We start from the raw sequence: 23,835 nt of genomic DNA on the forward strand, positions 1-23,835 counted from the left end.
AAACAATCTTAAAGCGATAGGTTTGTAGCTTATCTTGTGTTTTAGGATTGCTTCGTACCTCGCAATGACGCAAGCACGGCGCCTTTTTCCCAAAACCTATCAATCCTGCGCTCAACAGCCTCGTCTTTGATCAGCTCTGGCGCATGATGTGGCTTTTTTCTTGCATCGATCATCACCGAACCATTACAACCCCAGTGTTTGTTTACGGTAAAGGCATCAACACCGAATAAATCGGCAGCCGGATTGCTTCTCGTAAATGTTACCCAAACTAGGTTATTAACCGCTGCAGCTGTAAATTCCGAGTCGTCACAAACCACAATTAAAGGGAGCCCGGTTAAATCTTGTCCCTTTAAAGTCGAGCTCAGCAATTCCATTTCTCTGATGCGTGCTGCATGGGTAATATATGGCTTACAGCTAATTGTGAGCACCCCTGGAATTGCAATTTTCGGAGCGCTAAAGCCATCGGGTAATTCAATTTTATCTGGAACTTCATGCCATAGCGTTCTTTTCTGACTTCCTGCTGCTGCAAATACCACTTTAGAACCTGTATTCAAGCCATCACCGGAATAATCCAGGGTATCAATGGTGGTATTGGTATAAAAGTGTAAATCCTTGCTCAGATCAATTCGCTCCAATACATGTTGCAAAAATGGAGCGATATCAGCGGTACGCAATTGTTCATTATCTTCTCTAGCCGCAATAAATAAGTATTTAGCCAAACTTAATTGGTTCTTACCTAAAATATGGTTGGCAATGGTCAATATTTCCTGTGGCTTCCTTTCCGTTAAAAAAGGTGTATAACGCTCGCTACCAATGGCAAACAGCAAAGGGTGTACGCCTGCAGCGTCGACCGCATTAACTTCTTTTAAGCCAGCAATTTCCTGTGGAATAGCAGAGCCCGTAATTTCATGGATCAATGCACCAAAACTCGTATCTTCCTGGGGCGGACGGCCCACCACGGTAAACGACCATAAGGCGTCCTTCTTATGATAAACATGATGAACTTTCATCAAAGGAAAGGGATGGATTAAGCTGTAATAGCCAAGGTGATCGCCAAACGGTCCCTCTGGTTTATTTTGTTGCGGATAAACGGTACCGGTAATCACGAAATCAGCATCGGCCGAGATGCAAAAACCCTCTTCATCATAAAAATACCTGAACCTGCGATTGCCCAGGGCGCCGGCAAAAGTCAGCTCTGATAATCCTTCCGGTAAAGGCATCACTGCGGCCAATGGATGGGATGGCGGCCCACCTATAAATATACTCACCTTCAAAGGTACTCCCTTTGCGTTAGCCTTAGCTTGGTGAACACCGATTCCTCTATGAATTTGGTAGTGCAACCCAATTTCCTGATCTGTTATATAGTCATTTCCAGCTAACTGGATCCGATACATCCCCAAATTCCCATTCATTACCCCTGGTTTAGTTACATCTTCTGTAAAAACCTGCGGCATGGTTATAAATGGGCCTCCATCCATGGGCCAGTTCACAATTTGAGGTAGGCTGGCAATTGTAGTTTTAGCGAAGGTTTGTTTAAAAAGCGACTGTTTTAAGGGCAATGCAGATACCGCGGTTAAGGCAGATCCGGCATAAGCAAGCGGATTTTTTAAAGCTTTCATGGGATCAGAACGAAGCTCTACCAACTGTTTAATCTTAGCCAAGCTATCCCGAAACATAAATTTCGACCGTTCTAAAGTACCAAAGAGGTTGGAAACAGCACTAAACTTACTTCCCTTAATATTCTCAAACAGTAGCGCCGGGCCTTGATTTTCGTAAACCCTTAAATGGATGGCTGCCATTTCGAGATAGGGATCTACCTCTTCAGTGATGCGGATTAAATGTCCATTCTTTTCTAAATCTTCAACACAGGCTGATAAGCTTTTGTATCCCATGTTCAAAGATAATTAGCTAATTCGAAAATTAGCTAATTACTCATTATTTTTTCCCTGCAAACGACCTTAACATCCAGGTAGTCTTTTCTTTAAATTGCATAAATCTGTTCACCATGTCGTTAGATCCATCATCACCAGCTTCATCCGTTGCTTTAAGTAATTCTCGCTCAATTTCGATCAACTTCGACATATCGTCTAAAACAGCCTCAACCATCAACATATCATTCATACCTATCGTATCAATTTCTTTGATAACTGATTCTTTTATATAATCGGCAAATCTACTATGAGGAGGTTTACCTAATGTTAATACTCGTTCGGCAATTTCATCAATCGTTAGTTGAGCATTTGTGTATAACTCTTCGAATTTGAGATGAAGGGTAAAAAAGTTTTGTCCTTTAATATTCCAGTGACAACCCCTTAACTTTTGATAATGAATGTGATAGTTAGCTAGATAGTCATTTAACATATCTACTACCGGTTTAACGGCTTTTTCGTCTAAGCTTATTTCTTTAGCGTTCATAATAAAGATTGATTTATCGTTACAACAAATATATAAGGAAAATGGTTTTTAAAATCGGTTTTGATAACAATAAGAAGCAATATGTTATCGTTTAACATAGCATACGACCATAAAATATATTATTCGTATCATTGTATGTCCAAATATTTGAAATTAATTAATGCAGAAACTATACACCCTATTACTGGCTGCCTTACTTGCAAACACTTCCGTTTCTTTAGCCAGCAACACCATTGATTCGATAGGTGTCGAAAATAATAAAGGCAAAAAAGTAATCATTTATAAGGTTGAGCCAAAGGAAACCTATTATTCTATTGCAAAAAAATACAACGTTCCCTACAAAGAGGTAATGGAATTTAATGACAGCCAGTTTTTACAGATTGGTGTCATCCTCAAAATACCTACAGGTTTACCTTTTGTTGCAAATTCAAGTACGACAGCTGCCTCCTCTTCGGCAGGTTTTATAGAATATACCATTAAGGCGAAAGACAATTTAAACATGCTTGCCAACAGATACGGTACCACGGTTGAGGAAATAAAAAATCTAAATCAGCTAAGTTCCATCAACTTGCAGATTGGACAAGTTTTAAAAATACCAACCGGCAATGAACAGTCCGCGCCCGTTGAAACACCTGCAGCACCAATAGTTAAGCAAGCTGAAAAAGCGATTGTCGCTACAATTGAACCAGCCGATAATACGCCGTCTGGCACCATTATTTCTCATACAATAAAGGCAAAAGAAAACCTAAATGCCTTGGCCCAAAAATATGGAACTACCGTTGATGCTATTAAGAAATTAAACAACTTAAGTTCAATAAACTTAAGAATTGGGCAGGTTTTAAAAATACCCGCTACCAATGGCGAAACGGATGCCGCTGTATCAACCGTAAATGATGGTAGCTTTGAGCATACTGTTTTAGCAAACGAAACTATATATTCAGTTGCAAAAAAATATAACTTAACCACCTATCAAATAACTACTGCAAATAATTTAACCAGTAACGAGTTAACAGTTGGACAAAAATTGCGGATTAAAGGAGCCAATAACCAGGTAACTATGGCTGAAGAAGAGGATGATGCTTCTTCTCAAACTATGAGAGACCCTGCCTTGAGACAAGCTCCAAGCAAATATGGATTAGTTAGATTTGATGAAAAAGGAACTGCAGTTTGGATTGAAGAGCCGGATTTAGACCCGTCAAAAATGTTAGTATTGCATCGTACTGCCCCAGTTGGAACAATTATCAGGGTAACTAACCCAACGACTAATCGTTCGGCTTTTGCCAAGGTTGTTGGTAAATTTACCGAGAATGAAACCACAAAAGATGTTATCATTGTAATGACAAAAGCGGTAGCAGATGCCGTTGGCGCTTTAGATAAACGATTTTTTTGTAATTTAAATTACGGTGCAGTTGACAATGAACAACAATAAGCCTTTAATTATTGGTATTGCAGGTGGCAGTGGGTCGGGCAAAACCTTTTTTTTAAACAGTTTTCTCCATCATTTTAAACATGATGAGGTTACTTTATTATCGCAGGACGACTATTATATCCCTGCTGGAGAAATGACCCAAGAAGAAAATAAGCTTTATAATTTCGATCTTCCATCAACCATTGACGATGAACAATTTCTCATAGACATTAAAAAGTTGATCAAAGGAGAAGTTGTTTATAAAAAAGAATATAACTTTAACAATCCCCTTGCCGTAGTCAAAATTTTAGAGATCAACCCAGCCCCGATTATTATCGTGGAAGGTCTTTTTATCTTACATTTTATCGAAATTGCCAAACTATTAAACCTTCGTATCTTTATTGAAGCCGATGAGGAGGTAGCTTTATTGCGCAGAATTAAACGTGATGGAATGGAACGTGGTTATCCTGAAGATGATGTGGTTTATAAATGGGAGAACCACGTTGTACCGGCCTATAAAGAATTCTTATTGCCATACCGTAATTCCTGCGAAAAAATCGTAATTAATAATATGGATATCCCTGATGAGATTATTCGTATTACCGCAGAGATTACGGATGAGCTAAAAGCAAAATTTTGTTCTTAAAATTTAATCAAGCAACATTTCTGGTACATCATCGTCAGCATACAGTTTGCCTGAAGTTGCATTGCTAATAAAATCTACGCTAACGCCTGGCGCACGCTCTATAAGCTTAAACCCTCCCTCTGGCAATACATCTAATACAGCTAATTCAGTAACAATTTTTTTAATACACCTTACCCCGGTTAAAGGAAGTGTACAGCTAGGCAGGAGTTTGCTCTCGCCTGCCTTATTTACATGTTGCATAGCAACTATAATGTTTTTTGCAGATGCTACCAAATCCATTGCCCCTCCCATTCCTTTAACCATTTTACCTGGAATTTTCCAATTGGCAATGTCGCCATTCTCCGAAACTTCCATGGCACCCAAAATCGTCAAATCAATTTTTTGTGCCCGGATCATTCCAAAACTCATCGCCGAATCGAAGATGGAAGAGCCTGCTAAGGTGGTAATAGTCTGTTTTCCGGCATTAATTAAATCAGGATCCTCTTCTCCCTCAAAAGGAAATGGGCCCATGCCAAGCAATCCATTTTCAGACTGCAACACAACATTGATACCAGTTGGGATATAATTTGCTACCAATGTAGGTATCCCAATACCTAAATTCACATAGTAACCATCTTTTATTTCTTTTGCGATACGTTTCGCAATTCCGTTCTTATCTAACATTTTTTAATTTGATAATTTATTAATCAGCTAATTTGCTAATTACCGTTCTTTGCTCAATTCTCTTCTCATAGGCTTTTCCCTGAAAAATTCGATGAACATATACGCCCGGCGTATGAATTTGATCAGGATCTAATGCCCCTGCTTCCACTAACTCCTCTACTTCAGCAATCGTAACTTTCCCTGCCATGGCCATTACTGGATTAAAATTTCGGCTGGTAGATCGGAAAATCAAATTGCCTGCCGTATCACCTTTCCATGCCTTCACTAAAGCAAAGTCTGCTTCAAATGCATATTCCATCAGGTAGTCTTTGCCATTAAAGTTTCTCACTTCCTTCCCTTCTGCCACTTCAGTTCCAACCCCTGCAGGTGTAAAAACTGCCGGCATACCATAACCCGCCGCCAAACACCTTGTAGCCAAGGTTCCTTGCGGTATTAATTCAACTTCAAGCTCCCCACTTAATAGTTGACGCTCAAATTCTGCATTTTCACCTACATAAGAAGAAATCATTTTTTTTACCTGACGGGTTTGGAGCATCAAACCGATACCAAAATCATCCACACCAGCATTATTGGAAATACAAGTTAACTGCTTAACTCCTTTTTTAACTAAAGCTGCAATACAATTCTCCGGAATTCCGCATAATCCGAATCCTCCAAGCATCAAAGTGTCGCCATCTTTAATATCTTTAATAGCCTCTTCCGGTCCAACTACTACTTTATTGATCATATAATCGTGTTTTCGGGCTAAATTAGCAAGATATTAGCCGCTATCCAAATGAAATTATCGCCATCTGGTATGTATAAAATACACTAAGCACGCAATAGAAAGGCCTTTAAATAGCCAGAAATACTTAAAATTTTGATTATTTACTAATCTCTATAATTTTGTCATTGTTACCATTGCTGGTACAAATATAGATCTTCCCTGTGGGCGACTGACAGATGGCCCGTAGCCTTCCAAACTCATTCACATAAAAATCCTTTGTTCCCACAATTTTAGTCTGCGTATCATCAAACTTGAGCTGCATTAATTTAGCGCCCTTTAACAGGGCAAGCAAAAGAGAATTTTTAAAATGAGGAATATAATCAGAATCATAATAAGCCATTCCACTCGGAGCAATGGTTGGTGTCCAATTAATCAATGGCTCTACCACGTTATTTATTGCACAGAACGAAGTTTCTCCACTATCATCGCAAAAACCCTTAACATTCGGCCAGCCATAATTCCTGCCTTTTTCTATATAATTAATTTCATCATCCGAATTGGGGCCGTGCTCTGAAACAAACATTTTAGTTCCCGCCATCACCAAACCTTGGGCATTTCGGTGTCCGTACGTCCAAACCGGATTATTTGGAAATGGATTATCGCCAGGGATGGAGCCATCTAAATTCAATCTCAGTACTTTTCCCGAAAGAGAATTGACGTTTTGAGGCGTTGAAGTATCCGCTGCATCTCCGGTGGTAATAAATAATTTATTTTCATTGATCAACAACCTGCAACCATTGTGAATGGAGGCGGCAGGGATTTGATCCAACAAAACTTTGGGGCTTATCAACGTATTATTACTATAGGTGTACCTAACAATTTTCGCTTTATAATCGTTGCCATAATCATAAGCCATATATACAAAGGGATTTGACGTAAAATCTGGGTGGAGCACCATACCCAATAAACCTCCTTCACCAATATTCCGCACTTCATTGATCGTTAATAAGACTGTTATTTGGCCATTTTCAGGGTTTAGCCTACTTATTTTACCATTTCTCTCTGTAAACCATATCAAATTATCCGGGCCGTACACCAGTTCCCAAGGATTTACCAAACCAGCAGCAATAACTTTTGATTTTAAAGTAACATCTGGCAAAGTTGGAATTTCATCTACCTTGTTTTTCTTCCTGCAAGTTGAGCAAGACATCAACACAAGCAAACCTATTAAAACGGCTTTCATTAGCTAATATTTACAAGATAACAACTATCTCTGCGCTAAAGTTTTAACTTAAATAAACGTATGTTATCCCATCTCCGCCCCTATCGGCATGCTCGTCTTCCATTCTGGTAACCTCTTTATATTTTCTCACATATTCCCTAATCAACTTCCTCAAAATACCATCACCCTTACCATGAATTAATTTAATTGAGGGGAATCCGAGCATGATCGCTTTATCGAGGTAGTTTTCCACTTCTTGGATGGCATTTTCTCCACGCATACCTCTCAAATCTAACTCTGGTCTAAAAGTGCTAATCGCTTCAGAAATTCTTCCAGAAAAAGAATTGCTTTGGGCAACTTTCTTTGCTTGCTTATTGCTAATTTTCTGCACCCTATTTCTTTTCACTACCGAACGAAGATCACCAAGCGCAAGAACGAGGTTATCGCGATTAATTTCCAATACCTGTCCGCTTGTTTCCGTATTAACCAACTGCACCCAATCGCCTACTTCAATTGTTGAATCATCAAGCTTCACCACTGGCTTGCGTTCTTCCTTAACCTCATTGCTAACAATGCTTTTTTGAAGATTTTGGCGAAGTTGCTTCGTAGCAACCTTGTCTGCCTGTTTTTCTTTTATTTCGGCAATGGTATGCTCTACCAATTTATTCGCTTCCTTAATAATGTTCTGCGCTTCCAATTTTGCCTCTTTGATCAGTGTTTTGCGGTTCTCCTCTAAATACAGTTTCAGTTTCTCATTTTCGGAAACCAGATTTTTCACTTTATTTTGCTGGTTGGCAAGCGTAACCTTGGTTTCGTGTATCTGCCGCTTCTCCCGTTCCAAATTCACCAACAAACTATCCACGCTGTTTTGATTATCGCCAGTCTTTATCCTTGCTAAATTTATCACCTCTGGCTGCAAACCAATGTTTTGTGCAATTTCAAAAGCGTAGGAGCTTCCTGGTTTTCCCAGATCGAGAATATACAAAGGCTTCATTTTACGGTTGTCAAACAACATCGAGGCATTTTCCAACCCATTGGTATTTCCTGCAAACAGTTTCAAGTTAGAATAATGGGTTGTAATTACTCCTCTTACTTTCTTGTTATTTAGCACTTCTAACACCGCTTCTGCCATCGGCCCTCCAAATTGGGGGTCTGTGCCCGTTCCAAACTCATCAATAAGCACTAATGTTTTTGGTGATGCATGGGCAACGAAGTAGCGCATCTTGGTTAAATGAGCACTATATGTACTTAAATCAGATTCGATAGACTGATCGTCTCCAATGTCCGCAAATATCTGATCAAAAATACCCATTTCACTATTTTCATCCACCGGCACCAGTAATCCAGCTTGAAGCATCATCTGTAAAAGGCCAACCGTTTTCATGCAAACCGATTTACCTCCGGCATTTGGTCCCGAAACCAAAACAATGCGCAGGTGTTCGTTGATATGAATATTTAAAGGAACTACCGTCTTCTTTTCGGTAGCAAAGGACAGCAATAATAATGGATGCCTGGCATTGATCAACTTTGTTTTGGCCTCCTTGATCAAAACAGGCATATTCGCATCAATATCTATGGCAAAAAGTGCCTTGGCTCTCACAAAATCTAATTTCGTAAGAAAACCATGATAAGAAAGCAAAAGAGGCGTATAAGGTCTTAAGGCCGTGGTTAAAGCAATTAAAATTTTAATAATTTCCCTACGCCGGTCAAATTCCAGGTCTCTCAACTTATTATTTAAGGTAAAAACCTCCTCAGGTTCTAAATAAACCGTTTGTCCACTTGCAGATTCATCATGAATAAAGCCTTTTAGCTTTCTTTTATGCTCAGCTAAAATGGGAATACACATTCGTCCATCCCGAATAGTGAGGCTCCCATCGGCTACCCAATTTTTCCCTATTGCCATTTTGTAGATCGCATCCATCTTTTTACGCACTTCCTGCTCTCCTCTAGCAATAGCGGTAGTAATTTCCTGCAATTCAGCCGAAGCATTAGGTTTCATTTTACCCTTAGCGTCAATTACAGTTTCAATATTCTTGAGAATATTCTTTTCAATTTGCAAATGTTCAAAAAGCGCTTCCAAACTTGGATAAATATCCTTTCGCTCGTCGAAGAACCGGATCACCGAAAACACAGTTTGTAAGGATGAATAAATCTGGAACAATTCATCTTCCACTAAATAAGTCCCTTCAACCCTAATTTTCTCCGCAAGGATTTTAATATCAAAAAAAGTGCTGATTTGTAGGGGCTCTTGGTTAATCAGTATGCTTTTAAATTCCTGGGTTTGGCGCAAGAACTTATTAATTTGCTCGTGCTTGGTCATCACTTGCATCTTGTTCACCAAAGCTTGTCCCATGGTACTTAAGCAATGCTGATGCACCAGTTGTTTTACTTCATTAAAACCTAAACGATCTTGGCAATTTTCTGGGTATAGCATGAGATAAATTATTTAGGCGTTGTAGAAGAAAGGCCGAATGGATTTTCGGAAAAACTAAACACGGGCCTGCCGACACCCAAATTAGAAACGTCTAACGCCTTGGTATGTTCTGCTAAATATTTCTGCTGCTTTTTCAATTCCTCATTCTCAACACGTTTCTCATTTCTTTTCTGTTCATCTTCCAGTTCCTTCATTACATTTTCATATAGCTTAGTTAAAACATCTGGATGGCTATAATAGTAATCCAGGCTTTTGTTATACTTGGCTGAATCGATGTTGAATTTCTTATAAATACCTTTATAATAACTTGCAGCAACTATTTTTGCAGTATCAGGTACTGAAAGCGTAGCAATGTAACCATCCACTGTATGAATATCAAATAATACCTTTTCCATTTTATCGGGCTGTATAATATCATCTGGAACCCCTGGTTTACAGGCAAAGATCAAGCTACAAATTATACTAATGGCGAAAATTTTCTTCATTATTATTAAAACCTTTTTAATTTCTTAGCCAAATTACGCTAAGGTTGTTATTTTTACCAAAAATACTGATAAATGAGCATAGCAGATAACTTATTAAAATATAAAAGTGAATTAGATAGCGCAAAGGTTGAACTGGTAGCCGTTTCAAAAAATCACCCGGCAGAGGCGGTATTAACAGCATACAATGCCGGTCAAAGAGTATTTGGAGAAAATCTGGTACAGGAAATGGTTGAGAAACAAGCTCAGTTACCGAAAGACATCCAATGGCACTTAATTGGCCACCTACAAAGCAATAAAGTAAAGTATATCGCTCCTTTTATCCAAGTTATAGAGTCGGTAGATAGTTTAAAATTACTGAAGGAAATAGACAAACAGGCGGCTAAAAACAACCGGGTAATAGATTGCTTATTACAGGTTTACATTGCAGATGAAGACACAAAATTTGGCCTGGAATACGATGCGCTTATCGAATTATTAAGAAGTGAGGAATTTGCTACCTGTAAAAACGTAAGAATTGTAGGTTTAATGGGAATTGCCACCAACAACGCCTCAGAAAAGCAAACACAAACTGAATTTCAGGAGCTTAAAGTCCTTTTTGAAGGTATAAAATTAAGTTTTTTTAGAAAAGATGATTATTTCAAGGAACTCTCCATGGGCATGTCGGCCGATTATAAACTAGCCATCGCCGAAGGCAGTACGATGGTTAGAATAGGAAGCAGTATATTTGGAAAAAGAAAGATTTCAACGCCATAACACAACTAAGCAAGATGAACACCACCCCAATTTCTATAAGAACTGCAATTAAAGCTGATTGCGAACGCATTCTCGAATTAATTAACGAATTAGCTGTTTATGAAAAAGCGCCGGAACAAGTAACAGTCACATTAGCAGAATTTGTTGATGCAGGATTCGGTGAAAAACCAGTTTGGAAAGCATTTGTAGCCGAAGATGAAAGCATGGGCATCATAGGCTTTGCTTTATTTTATACCAGATACTCAACATGGAAAGGTTGTCGTTTATACTTAGAGGATTTTTTAGTAACTGAGGCTTATCGAGGTAAGGGTGCTGGTAAATTGCTTTTTGAAAAAGTAATCCGGGAAGCTAAAGAAAACAACTATAATGGCATGACCTGGCAGGTGTTGGACTGGAATGAACCAGCTATTCATTTTTACAATAAATACAAAGCGTCTATAGAAGAAGGATGGTTAAATGCTTCTTTCTCGAAAGAACAAACACATCAATTCATATGAAAAATATCATAGCTTGCTTATTGCTAATTCTAACTATTTCCGCTTGTAGAAATGGAAAAGATACCAAAGAAGACGATGCTCGAAATACTACGACTGTCGACACCTTGACCTATGCATATGATTCTATAAAAGTTCAAAGCAAGAACATACCGAAAAACAACGTTAGTCCGATTGACACGCCTGAGGCGATTGTTTCTTATCCCGTATTTAAAAACGACGCCTTAAATCAATTTATAAAAAGGCAGGTATTCAATTATTTCGCCCAAGACGAACCTGCAACCTCCTATCAGGCTATTGCAGATAGTTTTATGAAAGGTTATGATGAGTTCGTGCGCACTAATCCCACTACCCCCCAAGCTTGGTTTTTAAACATCAATATTGAAGTTTTAAGGCAAAGTCCGACTTACCTTGCCTTAAAATATACCCACACAGACTATGCAGGGGGTGCCCATGGAAATACAACCATCTCCTTTCTGAATTACAATCCTAAAACCAATACGCCAATTACGCTTGATTCGTTAATCCAGGCAGGAAAATTACCTGCGTTAGTAAAGATAGGGGAAGCCATCTTTAGAAAAAACGAGCAATTAAGTCCTACACAATCTCTCGAAGAACGCTATTTTTTCGACAAAGGTATATTTGCACTTGCCCAGAATTTCCATGTCAGCGACAAGGGATTGGTTTTCTTATACAATCCCTATGAAATCAAAGCGTATGCTGAGGGATATACCGAGTTAGTGATACCTTTCGAAGCGTTAAAAGATTTGGCAAAACCACATACTATTCTCACCACCAAAAACTAACATGCAAGTATTCAAATTCGGCGGAGCTTCTGTAAAAGACATAGAAGGCATTAAAAATCTGACCAAAATCGTCCAAAGCCACGGCACCAATCAAATTTTGATTGTAATATCGGCAATGGGCAAGATGACAAACAGGCTTGAAGACCTTACTAAGGCCTATGTAAAAGGGGATGAAAATTGTCACGCTATTTTTGAGGAGATAAAAGCCTTTCATTTTGATGTCCTCAATGCTTTATTTGAAGATCATCAAAACCCCATTTTTAATGAAGTTGCCAATACATTTGTGGAAATTGAGTGGTTATTAGAAGAAGAGGCCAGTGATCCAGCCGATTACCTGTACGATCAAATTGTTTCGATTGGAGAAATGGTTTCTACGAAGATTGTTGCGGCTTACCTCAATCAGGTAGGGGTATTCACCATTTGGGTTGATGCCAGAAATTACATCCAAACGGATAATAATTACAAAGATGCGAATGTAAACTGGGAAAAAACCGAACACGAAATACAGAAACATCTACCTTCCTTTTTGGATAAGGGCATTGTGGTTACACAGGGTTTTGTTGGAGGAACAAGTGAAAACTTTACCAGCACACTCGGCAGAGAAGGATCAGATTATTCGGCCGCAATTTTCAGTGCCTGTTTAAATGTCGAATCATTAACTATTTGGAAAGATGTACCTGGCGTATTAAACGCCGATCCGAAATGGTTCGATGAAACTGAAAAAATAGATCAATTATCCTATCATGATGCGATTGAATTAACCTATTATGGGGCGACCGTTATTCATCCAAAAACTATAAAGCCACTTCAAAACAAGGGAATTCCGCTGTTTGTACGTTCGTTTATAACTCCAGAAGGTGAAGGAACCAAAATCAGCAATGTTAATATACCGCTACCAATACCGTCCTTCATTTTTAAGGTAAACCAGGTTTTGATTTCCATTTTTCCGAGGGATTATTCTTTCATCATCGAAAAAAATCTAAGCAATATTTTTAGTTTGTTCCATAAAAACAAGGTGAAAGTAAATACGATGCTCAACTCGGCCCTCAGTTTTTCAGTCAGTGTCGATGATTCAGATAAAATAGATGCCTTGCTTAAAGACCTATCAGAGACCTATAAAGTAAAATATAACAAGGGATTAGAACTCGTAACCATCCGCTATTATAACCAAAATACAATCGATCGGGTGATTATTGATAAAACCGTGTTACTTGAGGTAAAAAGCAGGCATACTTGTCAGATTGTAATGAGAGATAAGGTAAGTAGTTAATTATTATTGCTATGAACCAGAAAATGCTAACTCCGGTCGTACAAGCATACATCAGTAAGCATATCAATGCCGATGTAAGTAAAGTTGCGTTAGCTAAAGCTGTATTTGAAGGGATAAGTGCAGCGGAGTTAGCGGGTCAGATTTCCGCAAAGAAAAAGTCTATGCATAAATTGCCCACTTGGTACAACCACGAGTTTATTTATTATCCTCCACTCCTATCCATTGAACAATGTTCATCCGAAATAACTGCTTGTTACAAAGCAAATTTAGCCATTGGGGAAACTTTAATTGATTTAACAGCTGGTTTTGGTGTTGATAGTTATTTCTTTGCAAAAAAGATCAAAACGGTACTAAGTTGTGAGATCAACACCGATTTGTCTATGATAGCTGCTCAAAATGCGCAAGTTTTAGGCGCGCATAATATAGCGTGCCATTCGGTAAATGGAATTGAAGTACTGAGAACCAATACTTTAAAAATCGACACTATTTACATTGATCCTGCAAGAAGAAGTGGCAGTGCTAAGGTTTTCAAACTTAAAGATTGTACGCCTGATGTAAGCGAACATTTACCATTATTTCTGGAAAAAGCCAGTCGGATTATCATTAAAACTGCTCCTTTGCTTGATATCAGTGCTGGGTTGGAGGAATTGCAAAATGTTAGCGAAATACATATTGTAAGTGTAAAGAATGAGTGTAAAGAATTGTTGTGGGTAATCGATAAGAATTTTGTTGGTGAACCAAAAATTGTTTGCGCCGCCATCAATGAACATATAAAGATTTTTTCGTTTGAATTAAGAGCCTTACAAACCAGCATCAGCTTTGCCGATGATTTGCCTAGTGGCTATTTATATGAGCCAGATGTAGCCTTGTTAAAAAGCGGTGCATTTAACCTGATCGCCCAACAGTTTAATCTGCAGAAATTACAGCAGCATAGTCAGCTTTACTTTAGCCAGGAGAGGAATTTTGATTTTTTAGGGCGGATATTTGAAATTCAGTCTTTGCACTCCTTAAATGAACTCAAGAAAGAAAAAAATCTCGTAGGCAATGTAATTGTCCGGAATTTCCCGGAGAAGGCTGAAACTTTGGCTAAGAAATACAAAATCCAGCCCAGTCACGATGACTTTATCATTTTCACGCAAACCGTTCACGGAAATCTAGTTATTAAGGCCAAAATTATCCAGCACTACTAGTGTCGACTTCGCAAGTCGGCCGAAATCGGCCGACTTGCGAAGTCGGGGATAAATCGAACCTGCAAATAGTCGCACAAACCAGCAATTCGTGAATTGTCTGCCAATTTGAATTTTAACATTCTTTAACGTCTTTTAACAACTCTCCATCAGCTAATAAGGTATTTTTGATCATATGAGAAAATTTGACCTAATTAACACGAGCATTGGCTTTGGCATCTTTGCTTTTGCGACCGTTGTTTACTGGCTCTGTATGGAGCCGACTTTAAGTTTCTGGGATTGCGGTGAATTTATTGCCGCTGCATTTAAACAGGAGGTTGGACATCAACCCGGAGCCCCATTTTTCTTAATGATAGGCAAATTATTTTCCTTATTAGCAGGAAATGAAGTAAGTAAAGTTGCCTATTGGATTAACTTTTTGTCTGTAATTACCAGCGCTGCTACGGTTATGTTCCTATTTTGGACAATTAACATGATTGCTTTAAAAATCCTTAAAAAACAGCAAGAAGAACTCAGCACCATTCATATTTGGAGTGTTATCGCTGCTGGAACTATTGGCGCTTTATCATATACTTTTTCTGATACCTTCTGGTTTTCGGCAGTTGAAGCTGAAGTTTATGCAATTTCAACCTTGTGCACGGCGGTAGTATTTTGGGCAATCCTTAAATGGGAAAATAAAATGAACGACAAATGGTTAGTATTTATTTCATTCATTATAGGTCTTTCTATTAGTATACATTTATTGAGTTTGTTAGCTATTCCAGCCATTGCGCTAATTTATTATTTTCGCAAAACTATTAAGCCTTCGCTATGGGGTACTTTTAAAGCTTTTTTAATAGGCTGCTTTTTATTGGGCCTAATCCAATTTGGCATCATTCAATACTTTATCCTTTTTGCAGCGAAACTGGACTTACTTTTTGTGAATACCCTAGGCATGAACTTCGGATCAGGTGCGTTAGCTTTTGTAGCATTAAGCGCTCTTGCAATAGGCTATGGCATTAGATATAGTATCAAAAAAAGCAAATATCTATTAAATCTGGGTTTAATATGCCTTACTTTTGTATTGTTCGGCTATAGTTCCTATTTCATGATTATCATTAGAGCGAATGCCAAGCCCGGCATAAACCTTTCTAATCCCGATACGCCACTCTCGCTATTTTCTTATCTAAGCAGAACTCAATATGGTGATAAACCTTTATTGTATGGACAATTCTTTAATTCGACCCCTATCGCTGTAGAAGAAAAAGGATTAACCTACCGAAAAGGTACGCATAAGTATGAGGTAAATGGTAAAAACTATCAAAGAGTATATGACAAGAACACGCTGTTTCCCCGCACATACAGCGATAAACCAGCGCATATTAAGTTTTACAACAACTGGATGAACCTTGCAGAAGGTGAAACACCAAGCTTCTGGCAGAACATGAGCTTCTTTTACCATTATCAACTAAACTTTATGTACTGGCGTTACTTTGCCTGGAACTTTATTGGCCGACAAAACGATCTCCAGGGACAAGGAAGCATTACAGAAGGAAATTGGTTATCCGGTATTAAGCCAATCGACGCCATAAATCTGGGCAATCAAAGCAATTTACCTCCTAGTATTATTACCAACAAGGGATATAATCTGTTCTATGGTTTGCCCTTTTTACTGGGGATGATCGGGCTAGTCTACCTATGGCGCAAAAATAGAAACGATGCATTGGTTGTCCTTACCCTATTCTTTTGTACCGGTATTGCCATTATCTTATACATCAATCAAGATCCATTGCAAGTAAGGGAACGCGATTACGCTTATGTAGGATCATTTTACGCATTTGCGATTGTAATTGGACTGGGCGTTCTTGCTTTGCGGGAACTTGTGGTTAAATATCGCTTCCAGCAATTAAAATTCGCAGTTGTAACGCTTCTTTGTTGTGCCGTACCATCATTAATGGCTGTCAATGGTTGGGATGATCATGATAGAAGTGGAAAGAGTACTGCGATAGAAATGGCAAAAAACTATTTGAATAGCTGTGAGCCAAATGCGATCTTATTTACCAATGCCGATAATGACACTTATCCACTATGGTACGCTCAGGAAGTAGAAGGCTTCCGCACTGACATTAGAGTGGTAAACCTGCAATTCTTATCATCGGAGTCCTACATCGACCAAATGAAAACACAGCAATATAAGTCTGCCCCTTTGCCTATTAAAATGAATAGTGAGCAATATAAAGATGGCACACGCGATTATTTAAGCTATTACGATTATGGCCTCAAAGATAGTGTAGAACTAAGTGAAATCCTGGCCATTCTTACTTCTGAGAACAGGAATGATAAAATTGAAATGCGAGATGGGAGCTTTGAAAATTTCATGCCTACCCAAAAGTTAAAAATGACGATCAATCTGGCTCATATTCTAGCGACTAAAACGGTTGCTATTACCGAGAAGGAGAAAATTGCGAACCAGATGGAATGGAGTTTTACCAAAAACCATGTATTGAAATCAGACTTGACCATGTTTGATATTTTAGTGCATAACAACTGGAAAAGACCGGTGTATTTTGCCGCTTCGGTATCTGAAGACACCTATCTTGGATTAGATAAATACCTTTATCTTGAAGGATTCGCCTATCGTTTATTGCCGTTAAAACCTTCTACAGAAGAGAATTTTACTAAAACGGAACAAACCAATAACGAGCTTGCCTACCAACATTATACCGAGAAATTCGAATTGGGAGGGTTTAAAACCGCTAAATATTTAGATCCAGAAAGTAGAAGGGTAATGCAGGGAACATTGTCTTTTGCCAATACGCTGACAAGGAACCTGTTAGACGAGCACAAGATCGAAATGGCCAAAAAGGCCATGCAGAAAACCATGGCCGCAATCCCATTAGCAAACTCTTCGATTTCAGATACATTAAACAAAGTAGGTCTAATAGAAAATTTATATCGTTTGGGAAACAGTAACGATGCTAATCAAATTACCACAGCCACTGGATCCTACATCGAAAAGGAATTTGAGTATATTTTATCATTAGCGCCCAATCAACAACAAGGGTTATTAAACGATATACAAATTGGCTTTTATGTATTACAGGCACTAGATCGTACGACAGCGGGTAACAAGCAGTTAGCCTTAAATAAAACAATTAAAGCAAAGCTTGATCGTTATAGAGTCGAATTTACGAAGAATTTTGGTTAAGCACCCGTCAGGGGTAGGTTTTCCTCCGTCAGGGGGAGTTTTTCCTCCGTCAGGGGGAGGTATAAAGCGTCATTGCGAGGTACGAAGCAATCTCATTTAGATTGCTTCGTACCTCGCAATGACGGGTGGAAACCTCGCAATGACGGATTCTGCGCTCGCAATGACGCTATAACGGACTTAAATCTTGCTAACTTTTACAGCTTGAGGACCTTTTTTACCTTCTGTAATTTCAAATTCCACTTCATCACCCTCCCTGATCCCATCGATCCCTCCAATAACATCTTTGAAGTGGACAAAAATTTCCTTGAGGCCATCAAAGATGATAAATCCATATCCCTTTTCGGTATTAAACCATTTAACTTTACCTGTGTTCATAAATTTAGACTGTAATCGTTTCGTATTAGTTAATTCACTTGCATAAAACAGTTACGGCCTCATTAAGTTTTCCAAATTATTTATTTGGCTGAGGTGTAGTCCTCAAATATGGTTTAATAACTGTATGTCCCTTTGGAAATTTATCAGGGATATCTTCTGTCTTAATGCTGTTCATGACAATAACGTCTTCCCCATCTTTCCAATCGGCAGGTGTTGCAACACTGTAATTTGCGGTTAACTGCAACGAATCAATTACCCTCAGCACCTCCACAAAATTTCTACCGGTTGATGCTGGATAGGTAATCATTAATTTTACTTTCTTATCTGGAGAGATCACAAATAAAGAACGAACTGTCATTGTTTCTGAAGCGTTCGGATGGATCATATCATAAGCATCTGCTATTTTTTTGTCCTGATCTGCAATAATTGGAAACTCGACATTTGTATTTTGAGTTTCATTGATATCCTTAATCCAGCCCTGATGTGATTCTGCCGAATCGACGCTTAAAGCCAAAACTTTTACATTTCGTTGATCAAATTCTGATTTAAGAGAGGCCGTTTTTCCCAATTCTGTAGTGCATACCGGCGTATAATCTGCCGGGTGAGAGAATAAAACTCCCCAGCTATCGCCTAAATATTCATAAAAGTCTATCTCACCGATAGATGTTATAGCCTTAAAATTCGGTGCTGTATCTCCAATTCTTAAACTCATGATGCTTTCTGATTAAAATATGAAAAATTAAATATAGTACAAGATACGAAAAGGAGACTAATTATATACTTTAACCATAAATACATAATCTTGGATTTTTTCAATCTGCTTATGTCTTTTTAAACCTTGTAAAACACTTTTCTTGCCAAAAGCAACGCGTTTGTTTAAAGAATCCTGGGGAATAGCATTTAAAGCTTCCATAATGTAGCGTGATTTAACTGCAAATGCCGCACCATCCGTTTTACTTTCCTTACCATTAATAACACCAACAATATTGCCGTTGTTGTCCAATAATGGTCCTCCACTATTTCCAGGGTTTACTGGAATTGCGATCTGGTAGGCCAGTGTATCACCGTTAATACCTGTTTTAGAACTTACATAACCATCCCCTAATACCACATCATCTTTTGGATATCCCAATGTATAAACGGCTTCTCCAATTCCTGCACTCGTTTTTTTAATGCTATAAGGCAACGCACCCAAATTCTCAAAACTTAGGTCTGTTACTTTTAAGATTGCAATATCATTGATAGGATCTGTATAATATTTTTTTACTTTATAAGAAACGCCCTTGTTGTTTTGGATATAAAGCGAATCAGCGTCCTTTATCACATGGTAGTTTGTTAATATATAGCCGTTGCTTGAAATTGCAAAGCCTGTTCCGCCGAACTTCGCCGGAGCATGATTTACCTTTTTCGCATCATTGCTAATGACCCTGATAATGTTGTTCTGTGATTGATTAAGGCGGGAGATCTTTCTGTCCAACAACTGTAAACTACCTTCTTGTTTAGTTTTACTATAATAAGAGGAGAGCACGGCACCAATCATAATGATAAATGATGCTGCAATAGCGATGGCAGATTTATTATTTCGCCAAATTCTCACGATTTTTGAAGAGTGGGGCTTTACTTTAGCACTAATTGAAGCTACATCAATTTGTTCATGTGCGTTATCCATTTGAGCTTTTAAAGCTAATACGTGCGCATATTGTTTCATGGATTCTAAAAATACCTTATGTGCTACCACTTTATGATCAACTACCGGATCATTGCTCCGTAATTGTTCAAAAGCAGCTACCTCATTTGGCGTTAGCTTTCCATTTAAGTAATCTTCAATAATCGATTCTAACTGAATGTCGTTGTTCATTTTATGATTGAAAAAATAACTTTTTTAACCTTTGTAAACACTTATACTTCTGTGTTTTTGCATTGTCTGTATTCGTATAACCAAACTTCTCACAAATATCCTGCATCGATAAACTATGGATATAAAAATCCTGAATAATCGTTTTGCAAGGTTCGCCCAAACATTCCAGGGCTTTTTTCATCTGATCAAATTTCTGATCCTTCTCCTCGTGTATTTCAAAATCCTCATCTACCGCCAATACATCTTCAAAGTCAGCGATATTATTGGTCTTTTTACTTTGCTGAGCTAACTTTTTTAACCAAATTCTCCTACTTACCGAATATAAATAGGTTTTAAGTTTGCTGCTTAATTCAAAAGAACCGCTCTTAATCTTATCATACAATACAATAATGGCTTCTTGATATACGTCTTTAGCATCTGCCTCGTCCCCACTATTGTTTAAAATAAACTGTAATACCATAGGATAGTAACCTACATACAGCTTATTTAATGCTTCTTCCGAGTTATTAAGTATCCCTAATACTACCTCTCTATCTGTTGGAATTGAATTGCTTAACTTAATACTCACCAATTAATACTTTTAAATGTGAATGGTAACCCAATATTGAAAAAAAAATATATTTTAATGACAAACGAATCATCATGCTCGCAAAATACGACAATTTTTTTAATCAAAAACAGCGTCACAACAACATACCAGCCTATAATTGAATATTATTCAACTTTTTTTCGATAATACGGGTTACCTTTTTAACTTTGCGGTATTAACATGTAAAATTAATTAATTATTTAAACAGAAATTTAGAATGAAAAACTTATTTAAATTTGGCTTTTTAGCTTTAGCATTATCTTTATCAGTAGCAGCTTGTAACTCAGAGAAAAAAGCAGAAGGTTCTGATACTATTGGATCAGATACTACTATGACTGATACTGTTGTAACTGATACAGTTGTTACTACTGACACTACTGTTGTTGATTCAACTGTAAAGCACTAGTCAATACAAAAATTTACAAAAAAGCTCTGGCAATTGCCGGAGCTTTTTTGATTCCGGCTAATTTATTGCTCTTTAATTGTGTAACTTTGCAGCAGTATCAAATTTCAAAGCTTAATGAATTTATCCCCGCTTCAGGCCATATCTCCAATTGATGGTCGTTATAGAAAAACCACCGTTCAACTTGCCAATTATTTTTCTGAATCTGCACTGATCAAATATCGGATTTTTATAGAAATCGAATATTTTATCGCACTTTGTGAGGCTAAAATACCTGGCTTAGAGCATTTTGATGCTAAATTATACCCTAGCTTAAGAAACATCTACCAAGCATTCAACGATGAGGATGCCGAACAGGTAAAAGAAACCGAAAGCATTACTAATCATGATGTGAAGGCGGTTGAGTATTTTATTAAAACGAAATTTGACGCATTAAGTCTGCAGCCTTACAAAGAATTTATCCACTTCGGATTAACTTCACAGGATATTAACAATACCGCGATCCCATATACCTTCAAATTAGGTTTGGAGGAAGCATATTATCCTGCGATTGCTGAACTGATCGAAAAGATAAATGCCTTAGCAAAAGAATGGGAAGACGTTCCACTTTTGGCGCATACCCACGGACAACCGGCTTCGCCAACTAAGCTTGGCAAAGAGTTCTTAGTATTTGCCGAACGCCTGAGCATTCAGTTAGCAAACTTAAAAAGCATTCCGAACAGTGCCAAATTTGGTGGGGCTACCGGAAATTTCAATGCACACCATATCGCTTATCCCGCTACCAACTGGGTTAATTTTTCCAACCATTTTGTAAATGATATTTTAGGCTTAAAACGTGCTCAATACACCACACAGATTGAACATTACGATCAATTTGCAGCGCAATGCGATGCATTGAAAAGAATCAACAACATTATCATCGATTTAGATCGCGATATCTGGGCATATATTTCTAAAAATTACTTCAAGCAAAAAATTAAAGCGGGCGAAGTTGGTTCTTCAGCAATGCCCCATAAGGTAAACCCGATCGACTTCGAAAATGCAGAGGGAAATGCCGGACTAGCCAATGCTTTGTTTGAATTTTTTGCGGCTAAACTACCTATTTCACGCCTACAGCGAGATTTAACAGACTCTACTGTTTTAAGAAATATTGGTGTACCAATGGGACATACCATGATTGCCATCAGTTCTACTTTGAAAGGACTCAATAAAATAATCCTTAACAATGAAGCAATCGACGCAGATTTAGAAAACAATTGGGCTGTAGTGGCCGAAGCTATTCAAACTGTACTGAGAAGAGAGGCTTATCCCAATCCATACGAAGCTTTGAAAGCCTTAACGCGTACAAATGCAAAGATCACTGCACAAACTATGGCCGCTTTTATTGATGAACTGGATGTGAATGACCAAATTAAAGCTGAGTTAAAATTGATTAGTCCTTTTAACTATACCGGGGTTTTTTAGAGGGAAGTGGAAAGCTCATTGTATAGAAATGACCTAAAATAGACATCTGGGCGATACGACTAGCATTAGAATTATTTAATTTTGTAAGATAAATTCAAAGAACATGACTATAAACGTATATACAGAACAAACTCCTAATCCGGCTACCATGAAATTTATGGTTAATAAACTGTTAATTAACGGTAGCGAGGATTTTGCAACTAAAGAAAGTGCCGAACACTCTCCTTTTGCTAAAGAATTGTTCAAATTTAACTTTGTGAGTGGTGTTTTCTTCGCCAGTAATTTTGTAACCATCACCAAAACCGAGGATGCAGAATGGGCTGATATCGAAGCTATTTTAAAAGAGTTTGTAAAAGGTGCGGTTGAGTCTGAACTTAAAATAAAAGACAACAGCAACGAAGAAGCGCCTGCTTTTGAAGGTAGCGAGCTTGAAATAAAAATCCAACAGATCTTGCACGACTATGTGCGTCCGGCTGTAGAGCAAGACGGTGGTGCCATCTCTTATAAATCATTTGATGAAGGTGTGGTAACCGTTGAACTGAGAGGCAGCTGCAGTGGTTGTCCTTCTTCTACGATTACTTTAAAATCCGGTATCCAAAATTTATTACAAAGAATGGTACCAGAAGTTAAAGAAGTGGTCTCGGAAGCACTTTAGCGTCATTGCGAGCGCAGCGTTGCGAGGCACGGCCCGTCATTGCGAGCGCAGCGAAGCAATCTCAACCCGTTACTTAATTCGTTAAGCCCTTACTGTTTCCAAATATACACTGTTCGAAAATTGCTTACCATTTGCAGAAATGAACGCGATCCAGCAGTGCAATTTATCGCCACAAAAGCTTAGTGGAACAGGAAGCAATGCTGCTTCGGAGGCTCTCTTAACGGAGGTTCTTAGCCACACATGTTTGCACTTTGCAGGATTGTAGACCACCAAGATGGCCTCGTCATTTGGATTGGCACATAAGTTCCAATTTTTCCAAGCAAAATTTACTGCCCCCCTATCCGCAAATGCTATTGCATCATGCGCTCTTGATAGTATTCCCTTTGTCAACACCACTTTAGCATAGTCGATTGCCAAATCTGGGAATATACCTGTAATTGCATTTTTCACGTGATAGGAAATGCACAGGTTGGAAGTAGACCGAACACCAAGCTTAGTTCCGTAGCCGGCACGAATTAGGCTCTTCAGCGCTGCGAAGAAGCTGGTCGTTATGCCAAAGCGCATTTGTTGAGCCTGTTGCGCCTCGGTTGGCGGCGTGGTGCTTTTTTTTGGCAGCGTTCTAACGCCTTGTTTACCATTACAGTTGAAATAAACCATACCTTTCAATTTGCCAGATATGATTCCATTTATAAGTATTGCCATTGTTTCAAGTTTTTTTAAAACCGTTCCACATTTCTATCTCCATTAGCAATAATATAGATGCCCATACTGGGCGCTAATGCGAGGCGAATGCGAAACGGTTCTGGTTTTAAATT

Annotated in this window: 23 protein-coding genes; 11 read left to right on the forward strand and 12 right to left on the reverse strand. The window is 38.3% G+C overall.

Annotated features, from left to right (window positions below):
* Positions 1-41: 41 nt before the first annotated feature.
* Together BM207_RS17850 and BM207_RS17855 are read right to left on the reverse strand one after the other, a co-directional pair.
* Positions 42-1,892: a UbiD family decarboxylase gene (locus tag BM207_RS17850; protein WP_090997659.1), complete on the reverse strand. Its 1,851-nt coding sequence runs from the start codon at positions 1,890-1,892 to the stop codon at positions 42-44.
* 43 nt (positions 1,893-1,935) lie between these two features.
* Positions 1,936-2,415: a Dps family protein gene (locus BM207_RS17855; RefSeq protein ID WP_090997662.1), complete on the reverse strand. Its 480-nt coding sequence runs from the start codon at positions 2,413-2,415 to the stop codon at positions 1,936-1,938.
* Between the two features lie 160 nt (positions 2,416-2,575).
* Between BM207_RS17855 and BM207_RS17860 the strand changes: the two genes are divergently transcribed.
* Positions 2,576-3,844: a LysM peptidoglycan-binding domain-containing protein gene (locus BM207_RS17860; RefSeq protein WP_090997666.1), complete on the forward strand. Its 1,269-nt coding sequence runs from the start codon at positions 2,576-2,578 to the stop codon at positions 3,842-3,844.
* Positions 3,831-4,469 carry a uridine kinase family protein gene (locus tag BM207_RS17865; protein ID WP_090997671.1) on the forward strand — a complete coding sequence of 213 codons (639 nt, stop codon included), beginning with the start codon at positions 3,831-3,833 and terminating at the stop codon, positions 4,467-4,469. The genes BM207_RS17860 and BM207_RS17865 overlap by 14 nt, the downstream gene beginning before the upstream one ends.
* 3 nt (positions 4,470-4,472) lie before the next feature.
* On the opposite strand, the gene BM207_RS17870 is transcribed toward BM207_RS17865, so the two are convergent.
* From BM207_RS17870 to BM207_RS17890, 5 genes are all read right to left on the reverse strand, one after another.
* A complete protein-coding gene (locus tag BM207_RS17870; protein WP_090997674.1) occupies positions 4,473-5,132 on the reverse strand; it encodes a 3-oxoacid CoA-transferase subunit B in 660 nt (219 codons plus the stop codon).
* A 19-nt stretch (positions 5,133-5,151) separates the two neighbouring features.
* On the reverse strand, positions 5,152-5,859 hold the full coding sequence (locus tag BM207_RS17875; RefSeq protein WP_090997676.1) for a CoA transferase subunit A: 708 nt from the start codon (positions 5,857-5,859) through the stop codon (positions 5,152-5,154).
* Between the two features lie 136 nt (positions 5,860-5,995).
* Complete coding sequence (locus BM207_RS17880; protein WP_090997679.1) at positions 5,996-7,081, reverse strand: PQQ-dependent sugar dehydrogenase; 1,086 nt, start codon at positions 7,079-7,081, stop codon at positions 5,996-5,998.
* A 43-nt stretch (positions 7,082-7,124) separates the two neighbouring features.
* Positions 7,125-9,494, reverse strand: coding sequence for an endonuclease MutS2 (locus BM207_RS17885; protein WP_090997681.1), 2,370 nt, complete (start codon positions 9,492-9,494; stop codon positions 7,125-7,127).
* Between the two features lie 8 nt (positions 9,495-9,502).
* Positions 9,503-9,979 (reverse strand): DUF4296 domain-containing protein, encoded by a 477-nt coding sequence (locus BM207_RS17890; RefSeq protein WP_090997684.1) that lies wholly within the window; start codon positions 9,977-9,979, stop codon positions 9,503-9,505.
* A gap of 72 nt (positions 9,980-10,051) precedes the next feature.
* Here BM207_RS17890 and BM207_RS17895 point away from each other — a divergent pair, with 72 nt between their 5' ends.
* The 6 genes from BM207_RS17895 (at position 10,052) to BM207_RS17920 (ending at position 17,676) form a co-directional block, all read left to right on the forward strand.
* Positions 10,052-10,732: a YggS family pyridoxal phosphate-dependent enzyme gene (locus BM207_RS17895; protein ID WP_090997687.1), complete on the forward strand. Its 681-nt coding sequence runs from the start codon at positions 10,052-10,054 to the stop codon at positions 10,730-10,732.
* A 14-nt stretch (positions 10,733-10,746) separates the two neighbouring features.
* A complete protein-coding gene (locus tag BM207_RS17900; RefSeq protein ID WP_090997690.1) occupies positions 10,747-11,229 on the forward strand; it encodes a GNAT family N-acetyltransferase in 483 nt (160 codons plus the stop codon).
* Positions 11,226-12,032, forward strand: coding sequence for a DUF3298 and DUF4163 domain-containing protein (locus tag BM207_RS17905; protein WP_177217172.1), 807 nt, complete (start codon positions 11,226-11,228; stop codon positions 12,030-12,032). Before BM207_RS17900 ends, BM207_RS17905 begins: the two co-directional genes overlap by 4 nt.
* Before the next feature lies 1 nt (position 12,033).
* Positions 12,034-13,302, forward strand: coding sequence for an aspartate kinase (locus BM207_RS17910; protein ID WP_090997695.1), 1,269 nt, complete (start codon positions 12,034-12,036; stop codon positions 13,300-13,302).
* 11 nt (positions 13,303-13,313) lie between these two features.
* Positions 13,314-14,492: a THUMP-like domain-containing protein gene (locus BM207_RS17915; RefSeq protein ID WP_090997698.1), complete on the forward strand. Its 1,179-nt coding sequence runs from the start codon at positions 13,314-13,316 to the stop codon at positions 14,490-14,492.
* Between the two features lie 172 nt (positions 14,493-14,664).
* Positions 14,665-17,676 (forward strand): glycosyltransferase family 117 protein, encoded by a 3,012-nt coding sequence (locus tag BM207_RS17920; RefSeq protein ID WP_090997701.1) that lies wholly within the window; start codon positions 14,665-14,667, stop codon positions 17,674-17,676.
* 177 nt (positions 17,677-17,853) lie between these two features.
* On the opposite strand, the gene BM207_RS17925 is transcribed toward BM207_RS17920, so the two are convergent.
* The 4 genes from BM207_RS17925 to BM207_RS17940 form a co-directional block, all read right to left on the reverse strand.
* Positions 17,854-18,051: a cold-shock protein gene (locus tag BM207_RS17925; protein ID WP_090997703.1), complete on the reverse strand. Its 198-nt coding sequence runs from the start codon at positions 18,049-18,051 to the stop codon at positions 17,854-17,856.
* A gap of 76 nt (positions 18,052-18,127) precedes the next feature.
* Positions 18,128-18,763: a peroxiredoxin gene (locus BM207_RS17930; protein ID WP_090997706.1), complete on the reverse strand. Its 636-nt coding sequence runs from the start codon at positions 18,761-18,763 to the stop codon at positions 18,128-18,130.
* Between the two features lie 57 nt (positions 18,764-18,820).
* Positions 18,821-19,909, reverse strand: coding sequence for a S1C family serine protease (locus BM207_RS17935; RefSeq protein WP_090997709.1), 1,089 nt, complete (start codon positions 19,907-19,909; stop codon positions 18,821-18,823).
* A 1-nt stretch (position 19,910) separates the two neighbouring features.
* The gene (locus BM207_RS17940; protein ID WP_090997712.1) at positions 19,911-20,477 is read right to left on the reverse strand and encodes an RNA polymerase sigma factor; all 567 of its coding nucleotides are present in this window, start codon (positions 20,475-20,477) and stop codon (positions 19,911-19,913) included.
* A gap of 238 nt (positions 20,478-20,715) precedes the next feature.
* Between BM207_RS17940 and BM207_RS17945 the strand changes: the two genes are divergently transcribed.
* The 3 genes from BM207_RS17945 to BM207_RS17955 all read left to right on the forward strand — a co-directional run bounded on the left by BM207_RS17945 (position 20,716) and on the right by BM207_RS17955 (position 23,020).
* Complete coding sequence (locus tag BM207_RS17945; protein WP_090997719.1) at positions 20,716-20,904, forward strand: hypothetical protein; 189 nt, start codon at positions 20,716-20,718, stop codon at positions 20,902-20,904.
* A gap of 114 nt (positions 20,905-21,018) precedes the next feature.
* Entirely contained in the window at positions 21,019-22,365 is a 1,347-nt protein-coding gene (purB, locus tag BM207_RS17950) for an adenylosuccinate lyase (RefSeq protein ID WP_090997722.1), read from the forward strand.
* Positions 22,366-22,468: 103 nt separating this feature from the next.
* Positions 22,469-23,020 (forward strand): NifU family protein, encoded by a 552-nt coding sequence (locus BM207_RS17955; RefSeq protein WP_090997725.1) that lies wholly within the window; start codon positions 22,469-22,471, stop codon positions 23,018-23,020.
* A gap of 81 nt (positions 23,021-23,101) precedes the next feature.
* On the opposite strand, the gene BM207_RS17960 is transcribed toward BM207_RS17955, so the two are convergent.
* Positions 23,102-23,722: a DUF6266 family protein gene (locus tag BM207_RS17960; protein WP_090997728.1), complete on the reverse strand. Its 621-nt coding sequence runs from the start codon at positions 23,720-23,722 to the stop codon at positions 23,102-23,104.
* Between the last annotated feature and the right edge of the window lie 113 nt (positions 23,723-23,835).

The organism is Pedobacter insulae, from assembly GCF_900113525.1.
In the GTDB taxonomy this organism is placed as follows: Bacteria; Bacteroidota; Bacteroidia; order Sphingobacteriales; family Sphingobacteriaceae; genus Pedobacter; species Pedobacter insulae.